A 4,737-nucleotide genomic window follows, 5' to 3' on the forward strand; every position below is an offset into this window, starting at 1 on the left:
CCGCGCCGCAGGCCGCCCCGGCGCCCGCGCCCGCCCAGGGCACGCCCGCCGGCGGCACGCCGGCGCCCGGCGCACCCGCGCCCGGTATCGCGTACGAGGCGACCCAGCTCGCGAGCGCGATCGACCCGGCGCTGCTGGGCGCCGGCCCCGCGGACCCGGGCACCCCGCCGTCCGGCGGCCCGGCCGTCCCGCCGCCGCCCGGCGGTCCGGCGGCTCCGGCCGGGCCCGCGGGCTACGGCTACCCGAACGCGGGCGGCGGGCCGGGCGGCGTGCCGCAGGCGGCCCCGGTGCCGCCGGGCGTGCCCACGGTCGGCCCCGGCTACTTCGCCGCGCTCAGCTACCGCGGCCCGGACGGCTCGGAGCAGAAGCTGCTGCACCGCAGCGAGCCCGGCACCCCGCACCCGGAGTGGAAGATCCTCCAGGACCTGCGGCGGCTCAACGTGCCGCCGGACCAGGTGCTGGAGCTCTACACCGAGCTGGAGTCCTGCGACCTGCCCGGCGGCTACTGCAACCGCATGATCGCCGCGTCCTGGCCGAACGTGCGGCTCACCCACACCGCCTCCTACGGGCGCGACCACGCGTCCCGGCAGGCGGGGATGGCGGAGCTGCTCGACCACCTGGACGAGCTGCACCAGCTGGCCTCGGGCCCGCAGCGGGTCCGCCCGTTCCGGGTGCCGCCGCCGGCCCCGGGCAGCGTCCAGGTGCTGCCGCCGCTCCCGCCGCAGCAGCTGGCGCAGGAGCTGGGGCTGCACTTCGGGCCGAACCTGTTCCGCTTCGAGCAGCGCGCGGTCTCCCGCCAGGGCGTGCCGGAGCCGGTCGCCCAGACCCTGATGTGGGCCGGGCTGCCGCGCGACTTCGGGCCGTTCTTCTGGGCGCAGGCGCAGGACGGCCGGCCGATCCCGACGCTCGCCGAGCTGGCCGCCGAGCGCGGCCTGCCGCAGGGTCCGGACTTCGCCGGCTACCTGGTGCTCGGCAACGACTACGGCCGCCAGCTGTGCGTCCAGTACGGCACCGCGAACGTGGTCGCCGTGGACGTCGACGGAACCGGGCAGCCGCCCCGGTTCGTCAACACCGGTGTACCGGAGTTCGTCCGTTCGCTGGCCCTGCTGGGCCGCATGTGGCGGCTGCGGTACGGGCTGACGCCGGAGCAGGCCGGACGCTGGACGGCCGACTTCCAGGCGGAGCTCGCCGCGATCGACCCGGCGGCCCTGCAGAACGCGGACACCTGGTGGGCCGTGCTGCTGGAGCAGTTCTGGGACGGCCTGCTGTAGCGGACCGTTCCGGATCCTCGCAGGTGGGGAGGGGTCGTTCCGGTGTCCGGAACGGCCCCTTCGGCGTGCCGTCGCGGCGGTGCCTCGTTGGGGTTTCGTCCGGATCTGCGCAAAATAGGTCAAGAGGATGGGTCTATTCGTCCGGTCCTCGACCTATTTCGATCCGTCCGACGGGCGGATCCGGACCCGGTCGCCGAACCGGTCCCGGAGCCGTCCGTTCCGTCCGATCATGGGCTCCGCAGCCCGCGACACGAGGGGAAGAGCCCATGAGCGACGCCGTCTCCCAGTACGGCTTCACCCCGGCCCGGCGTGGTTACGCGCCCGAACAGGTCGACCGCGCCCTGGCCGCGCTCACCGCGCAGCGCGACGAGGCCTGGGAGCGGCTCAGCGTCCTCGGCGCCGGGATCCGGCAGATGGAGGGCAGGCTGGCGGAGGTCCGCCAGGCCGCGCAGGACGCGCCCGCGCCCGACTACACCGTGCTGAGCGAGGAGGCCGCCGGCCTCGCCGTCATGGCCGAGACCGAGGCCCGCGCCGTCCGGGAGAAGGCCGAGCGCTTCGCCGAGGACCTGCGCGACGAGGTGTACGAGGCCGGCCAGGCCGCCGAGCACGCCGCCAAGGAGTACGCGGCCACCACCCGCAGCGAGGCCGACCAGGCCGCGCGGCGCACCGAGGAGCGCACCCGCGCCGAAGCGGAGACGATCCGCGGCGACGCCGACGGCGACAACCGGACCGTCCGGGACGCCGCCACCGCCTACGCCGCCAAGGTGCGCGTCGCCGCCGCCGAGGCGAGCGAGCAGGCCGAGGCCGAGCTCGCCGACCGGCGGCGCGGCGCCGACGAGGCCTTCGCCGAGGCCCAGGCCCAGGCCGACGCGGAGGACGCCGAGGTCGCGGAGACCGCCGAGCGCCGGGTCAAGGAGGCCGAGCAGCACCGGGAGACCGTGCTCGGCCAGATCAAGCAGCTGGAGGCCGAGGCGCAGGCCAAGGCCGACCGGAGCGTCGAGCAGGCGCGCCGGGAGGCGGAGAAGGTCAACGCGGCGAGCGAGCGGGAGCAGACCGAGTTCGCGGCCCGGCTGGAGACGGTGCAGCAGCACCTCGACCACATCAAGGCCACGCTGGCCTCGCTCACCGGGGCGGCGGTCGGCCAGATCGAGGCGGCGGCCGTGCGGGCGCCCGAGGCCGCCGACGTGTCTGCCGATGCTGTCGCCGACGTCGTCACCGATGCCGCCGCCGATGCCGCGGCTGATGCCGTCACCGATGCCGTCGCCGATGCCGTCACCGACGACGGCACCGCGCCCGCGGACTCCGAGGCGGACACCGGTGAGATCCCGGTGCCCGACCTGCGCAAGCGGGACGCGGCGGGCGCGGGGAAGGAGACGGCCGTCCTGCGGCTGCCGTCCGCGCAGGTCGCCGCCCCGGCCCCGGCCGACGCCGCGCCGGCGGACGTTCCGGCCGACGCGCCCGTGGTGACCGGCCCGGTGCCTCCCATGCCGGCCGCGCCGCCGCGGACCGGTCCGGCCGAGCCCGTCGCTGCGGACTCGGACGCGGACGCGGACGCGGGCACGGAGCCGGAGGAGACCCGGATCATCCCGAAGATCGTCATCGTGGACGACGGCGCCGGCTACGCGACCCCGAACACCGTCTCCTACCGCCGCCGCTGAGACACCCCGGCTACTGCGGCGGCGCACCGTCCGCCAGCAGCCCGGTGAGCTTCTCGTCCTGGGCCCTGACCGCCTCCCGCCGGGCGGTCAGGGCCTCGGCGTTGCGGTCGATCAGCTGGCGCTGGTACCCGGTGAGGACGGTGAACCAGAGGGCCGCCAGGTTGCTGCGGGCCGTGCAGTCGAGGTCGGCGCGGGCGGCGGCCAGTTCGCCGGGGGTGATCTCCGCGGTGCCGCGGTAGCGCTCCGGCAGGGCCTCCGGGGCGTCGGCCGCGAACCCGGACGCGCCCATGCACGCCGACCAGTCCTTCGTCGCCGCGACGACCCTGGCGTCCGTCCCGGCGGCCTTCAGCGACGTGTCGAACAGCCGGCCCACCAGATCGGCGCCGGGCCCCTGCGGCGGTCCGATCCGCTCCGCCGCCTGCCGGTCGCAGTCCACCCGGGCGTTGTCGTAGGCCTCGCCGGAGCCGGCCGGGGCGGCGGCCGGGCGCGGGAGCGGCCGGCGGGGCGGGTGGAAGCCCTGGACGGCGGCGGCGTCCGCGCCCAGGTAGCCCCAGGCGCCGGCCGGCAGCGCGGTCGCGTTGTCGGGCGCCTCTGCGGCCTGGAGGCCGTCCCCGTCGAACGCGGTGAAGCCGGCCCGGCGCATGCAGGAGACGACGAGCATGTTCCGCGCCTGGATCTCCTTCACGGCGCTCCGGTCGTCGGCCTGGTAGGCGGAGAGCGGAAGTCCGGTCATTCCGCCCCGGCCGGATTCCGGGGCGCGCGCCCCGGAGACCTCCGGCGGGGTCGGCGCGGAATCCGAGGAGCCGCTTCCGGAAACCCCGGAACAACCGGCGGAGAATGCCGTGATCACCACCGTCAGGGCGGCCGAGGCGAATCGCTGCGACGGCGCGGGAAGTTGCACGGCGAGTACTCCGATCCTCAAGCGCTGCAAGCTTGTTCGGACCCTAGCGCATTCCTTCGGCGGCGGTTCCCGCAGGCGCCGGCGAACGATCGGCTTGGCCGGAAAACAGCTGTCCGGTGTTGCCTCGCCGTGCAAATCTCGGGAGTCGCAAACCGCGACCGATGGAGGGTCCATGGTTATCCGCACACATTTCCGTTCGGACCGCCGGAATTCGAGCCACCGGAACAGAAATGCGAACGCCCGCAGGCTGGGCGCGCTCGCGGTGCTGACCGCGGCCGCCGCGACCCTGCTGCCGGTGACCGGCGCCCGGGCGGTGGAACGCGTCGACTGCGGCAACCGGAACGATTTCGCGAAGGTGTACAACTACGGCTACGGCGGGCGGCTCTGCTTCGCGAACGACGGCTGGATGGCCGTCCGCATCTACAACGTCGACCGGATCGACGCCGGCAACAACCGGGTCGTCACCTACCTCGGCGGCGGGCTCGGCTCCTGGACGGTCTTCAACTGGGAGCAGTACGACTTCAATGCCAACCAGGGCCACCAGGTGATGATGTACGACATCAACCTCTCGCGCTGGTAGCCCGCCGGAGCCCCGTACGGTCGGGCGGGTGCGGCCGCTCGGTCTGACGGGGCTCCAGGGACGCGCGGGGCCCAGGCGGCCTCGGGGTGTGCGAGGAGCGGAATCGTGTGAGGCCCCGGAGGCGTGTGACCCGGGAGGCCCCGGAGGCGTGTGAGGCCCCGGAACCCGGGAGGCCCCGGAAACGTGTGAGGCCCCGAAACGTGTGAGGCCGAGACCCGGGGGGGGGGGGCCTGGGCCGGGGCGCGCGAGGCGGGCCGCGGGGGGGGGCGGGGGGCGCCGCCCCCCCGCGCGCGCCCCCCCGCGCCGCCCCCCCCCCCCGCGCGCGGT

At 75.6% G+C, this 4,737-nt stretch carries 4 protein-coding genes; 3 read left to right on the plus strand and 1 reads right to left on the minus strand.

Translation table 11 applies throughout. The features are described from left to right. Together ACFV4G_RS35165 and ACFV4G_RS35170 are read left to right on the plus strand one after the other, a co-directional pair. A partial coding sequence (locus tag ACFV4G_RS35165; RefSeq protein WP_380446254.1) for an SUKH-4 family immunity protein occupies window positions 1-1,271 on the plus strand: 1,271 nt, incomplete at its 5' end. Window positions 1,272-1,537: 266 nt separating this feature from the next. After that, window positions 1,538-2,929, plus strand: a complete 1,392-nt coding sequence (locus ACFV4G_RS35170; RefSeq protein WP_380446255.1) for a hypothetical protein — start codon at window positions 1,538-1,540, stop codon at window positions 2,927-2,929. A gap of 10 nt (window positions 2,930-2,939) precedes the next feature. Here ACFV4G_RS35170 and ACFV4G_RS35175 read toward each other — a convergent pair whose 3' ends face one another. After that, the gene (locus tag ACFV4G_RS35175; RefSeq protein WP_380446256.1) at window positions 2,940-3,662 is read right to left on the minus strand and encodes a hypothetical protein; all 723 of its coding nucleotides are present in this window, start codon (window positions 3,660-3,662) and stop codon (window positions 2,940-2,942) included. Between the two features lie 340 nt (window positions 3,663-4,002). Here ACFV4G_RS35175 and ACFV4G_RS35180 point away from each other — a divergent pair, with 340 nt between their 5' ends. Continuing rightward, window positions 4,003-4,410, plus strand: coding sequence for a beta/gamma crystallin domain-containing protein (locus ACFV4G_RS35180; protein ID WP_380446257.1), 408 nt, complete (start codon window positions 4,003-4,005; stop codon window positions 4,408-4,410). Window positions 4,411-4,737 lie beyond the last annotated feature (327 nt).

The organism is Kitasatospora sp. NPDC059747, assembly GCF_042732955.1.
Lineage (GTDB): Bacteria > Actinomycetota > Actinomycetes > Streptomycetales > Streptomycetaceae > Kitasatospora.

What these genes read in the sequence shown, in the direction of transcription:
- ACFV4G_RS35170 (WP_380446255.1), top strand. Translation starts at nt 1,538, where the DNA reads ATGAGCGACGCCGTCTCCCAGTACGGCTTCACCCCGGCCCGGCGTGGT.
- ACFV4G_RS35175 (WP_380446256.1), bottom strand. Translation starts at nt 3,662, where the DNA reads ATGACCGGACTTCCGCTCTCCGCCTACCAGGCCGACGACCGGAGCGCC.
- ACFV4G_RS35180 (WP_380446257.1), top strand. Translation starts at nt 4,003, where the DNA reads ATGGTTATCCGCACACATTTCCGTTCGGACCGCCGGAATTCGAGCCAC.